The 3699-nt window shown below is 53.0% G+C and carries 3 protein-coding genes; all 3 read left to right on the top strand.

Translation table 11 applies throughout. The features are described 5' to 3' along the window. Positions 1-512 precede the first annotated feature (512 nt). Positions 513-767: a hypothetical protein gene (locus CKY02_RS22375; protein WP_112896943.1), complete on the top strand. Its 255-nt coding sequence runs from the start codon at positions 513-515 to the stop codon at positions 765-767. A gap of 117 nt (positions 768-884) precedes the next feature. Beyond that, a complete protein-coding gene (locus CKY02_RS22370) occupies positions 885-1046 on the top strand; it encodes a type VI secretion system domain-containing protein (RefSeq protein WP_240002119.1) in 162 nt (53 codons plus the stop codon). Then, a partial coding sequence (gene tssM, locus CKY02_RS22365) for a type VI secretion system membrane subunit TssM (protein WP_112896942.1) occupies positions 1043-3699 on the top strand: 2657 nt, incomplete at its 3' end. The genes CKY02_RS22370 and tssM, both read left to right, overlap by 4 nt.

The raw sequence follows: 3699 nt of genomic DNA, 5'->3' as shown, positions 1-3699 counted from the left end.
TTAAAATAAATACTTTTCAGGGTTGACCTTATATATTAAATATATAATTTAAAATCACAAAAATATAAAATAAATAAGAAGATAAACAAATGAATAATACAGAAAAATATAAGATTAATGGTAAATATATACATAGGATATATTTTAGCTATTTTATTCTGTTTTCTCTCTGAAACAGCAAAAAGCCGGAATCGCTGCCAGCTGGCTTCTTTCTTACCGTGGTGAATATTCACGGTAAGCTAGCGCCGACTGGTTAGTGCAATGGCAAGGCATCAAGGTAATCACGGATATACTGATGCAATGCTCTGGATAAAATAAATCTACATCAATCAACTGATACCATATCGAAACAAGTAGCTAACATTCAAAATATAGCTAAAAAAGGTATGGAGAATGGCAATATTATTAAATCCAAAGATAGGTATAACACTAATATTCAGAGGAAAGACGTAAATTAAAAAGTAAGACAAAGCATCTTTGATCTCTGGAGTAAAATTTTAGGATAATTTAATATGGGTGAGATAATAAATTTTTATATGGAACCTGTTGAATTCTTTAAAAGTTCGGATTTTTTATCCGGTTCTATTGAAGAATTTAATAAATATGAAATTATTGATAATAAAGATAGGGCATTAAAGCTTCTTTTCGATCAAAACATACCAGGTAACTATATTGTTTGGAATGATTTTTCTCTGATCGGGTATCCAGGTTTTATCTTCATGAGGATTATAAAAAAGCAGAAAATGATGAATGTAATTACATGTTAAATATGATAAGCATTTATCAATATTTATTTTCTTTTAATCAGAACGCTAAATTAGAAACCATATTGTCTATGTTCAAAAAAAGAGTTATGCCGTGCGGTGTTACTGGAACAGGCAGGCATGAGCGCGCTGGCACAACAACATTACCGACAGCTGCTACAGGCAGGACAACACCTGTCACTCGCCGACTGGGAACCCGGCCTGCTGGCGGCACTGGCAGAAAAAGCCCCGATGACCTCCCCCTCAAAAGAGACGACCGCAAACAGGAGCGTTAACCCATGAACTGGCTTTCTCTACTGCTGAAAAATATCAAAAAACCGGCGATGTCGCGTCTGCCGCCACTGAAAGCCACCGCCTCGCTGATACTGGCCCTCCTGCCCTGTCTTGCCCTTATCTGGCTGTGGTGGTGGGGACCCGGCTGGCAGTTCAAACAGACCCGCCCACTGGAAACGCTTTCTGCCCGCTGGCTGGCGACGGTCGTCATCCTCCTGCTGGCCCTGAGTTTTGTCGGGATAAAAATCTGGCGCCGCCTGCGCCAGCTTGAAAAGCTTAAGCTGGAGGTGGAACTGAAAACCGTCGATCCGGTGCTGGCTGACATCACCCATCAGGACAGTTATCTCCATCACTGGAAAGCCCGGCTGCAACGCCATCTGGGAACCTGGGATTATCTCTACCAGCGCCCCTGGTACCTGGTGATGGGCAACACCGGCAGTGGCAAAACCTCACTGATTCAGGAAGGTTACCGGCTGACTGACATTGCCGCGCCGGACACCCTGAGCGGGGAAGACGCCCTGCCCCTGCATCTGCGCTGCTGGCTGGGGGAGAAAGCCGTCATCATTGACCCGGACGGTTTCCTTATCGACCAGCTATCGCCGCCGGACGACCCCAAACCTCAACTGCCCGCCCGCTTATGGCAGGCCCTGCTCGCCTGGCTGACCGAAAACCGCCAGCGCCAGCCGCTCAACGGCATTATCCTGACCGTGGATATTCACCGCTTACTGACCGACAACAAAGCGCAGCGGGAACGGGTTATTGCCGCGCTTCACCTGCGCCTGCAGGATCTGCGGTTAACCCTGCATAACCCTCTGCCTTTCTATCTGGTGCTGACCAAACTCGACCGGCTGCACGGTTTCAGTGCCGCCTTCCAGTCGCTGGACAGAGCGCAGCGCGCACAGATCCTGGGCGTCACGTTCAGCCTGAATGCCCAGGATGAGCACCGCTGGCGCGCGGAGCTGGCACAGTTCTGGCACCAGTGGATGCAGCGGCTCAACGCGGCCATGCCGGACATGATGCTCAATAAGGTGGATATCAGTCAGCGCAGCCCGCTGTTCAGCTTCACCCGCCAGATACAGGGGCTGCACAGCGCTCTGGTGCCGCTGCTGGAGGGGCTGCTTTACAACGGCGGTCCGGCACAGCCCGGCCTGCGGGGGGTTTATCTCACCTCGTCTAAACAAATCGGCCAGATGGATGACCTGTTTACCCAGTCCGCCGCGGCGCAGTATCACCTCGGGCCGCAGGCTTTTCCCACCTGGCCGGTGGCGGACACCGTGCCCTACTTCACCCACGCGCTGTTTGAAAAGGTCCTGCTGGCCGAGCCGAATCTGGCGGCTGAAAACCGTCTGTGGCTAAGCCGCCACCGCCACACACTGCTGACCTTCTCCACCGCGGGTGCCGGGGTGGTGCTGGCCCTGTGGACCGGCTGGCACTACTACTATCAGAAGAACTACCGGGCCGGTGACGAGGTCCTGGCACAGGCCAAAACCTTCCTGTCTGTGCCGCCCCCCAAAGGCGAAGACCGTCACGGCAATTTACAGCTTCCCCTGCTCAATCCTCTCCGTGAGGCCACGCTGGCCTACGGGGATTACCATCAGAAAGGGCTGCTGGCGGATATGGGACTTTATCAGGGCGCGGAAATCGGCCCGTATGTGGAAAACACCTACCTGCAACTGCTGTCTCAGCGCTTCCTGCCCGCCTTAATGAACGGCCTGCTGGATGACCTCAACCGGGCGCCCAAAGGCAGCGAAGAAAAACTGGCCGTCCTGCGCATCATGCGGATGCTGGAAGATGGCAGCGGCCGCAATAAATCGCTGGTGGAACACTATATGCAGGCGCGCTGGAGCCAGGCTTTTAATGGCCAGCGCCCGTTACAGGCGCAGCTACTGACTCACCTGGACTACGCCCTGGATCACACCGACTGGCGGGCGGCGCGGGAGGCGGGCGATCAGGCCGCGATCAGCCGCTTCGCGCCCTACAAACTGCCGCTCATCAATGCCGAGAAAGAGCTGAGTCAGCTCTCCATTTATCAGCGGGTCTATCAGAACCTGCGCATTAAAGCCCAGGATGCACTGCCGCCGCCCCTCAACCTGCGCGACCAGATTGGCCCGGGCTTTGACCGCCTTTTTATTGCCAATAATGACAAACAACTGATTATCCCGCAGTTCCTGACGATAAACGGCCTGAACAACTACTTCGTCAAACAGGACGACCAGCTGATCGACCTCACCGTCATGGACAGCTGGGTCCTGAACCTGTCGCATAACGTGCAGTACAGCGACACGGACCGCAAGGAAATCCAGCGACAAATCACCGAGCAGTACCTGGGGGACTACACGGCCACCTGGCGCGCGGCGATGAACAACCTGGATATTCGTGATTTCACCGATATCCCGCAGGCCGTCAGCGCCCTTGAACAGGTCATCAGCGGCGAACAGCCCATCAGCCGCGCCCTGCAAATCCTCAGCGACAACACCCGTCTGCCGGAGATTGACGAGACGCTGCCGGCCAAAGCCCAGCAGCCGTTACGTGATACCCCGGATTACCGCCTGCGGGCGCGTATTCACCGGGAATTCGCGCCGGAAACCGCGGTGCTGGTGGAGTATGGTGACAAAAACAGTACCTTACAGGAGGTTTACCAGAAACTGGTGGCGCTGCACCG

The sequence above is a fragment of the Photorhabdus bodei genome (assembly GCF_003287735.1).
Classification (GTDB): Bacteria; Pseudomonadota; Gammaproteobacteria; order Enterobacterales; family Enterobacteriaceae; genus Photorhabdus; species Photorhabdus kayaii.
This window is presented reverse-complemented; position numbering and strand designations above follow the sequence as displayed.

Coding starts and splice junctions, on each gene's coding strand:
- CKY02_RS22375 (WP_112896943.1), top strand. CDS start 513: ATGGGTGAGATAATAAATTTTTATATGGAACCTGTTGAATTCTTTAAA.
- CKY02_RS22370 (WP_240002119.1), top strand. CDS start 885: ATGAGCGCGCTGGCACAACAACATTACCGACAGCTGCTACAGGCAGGA.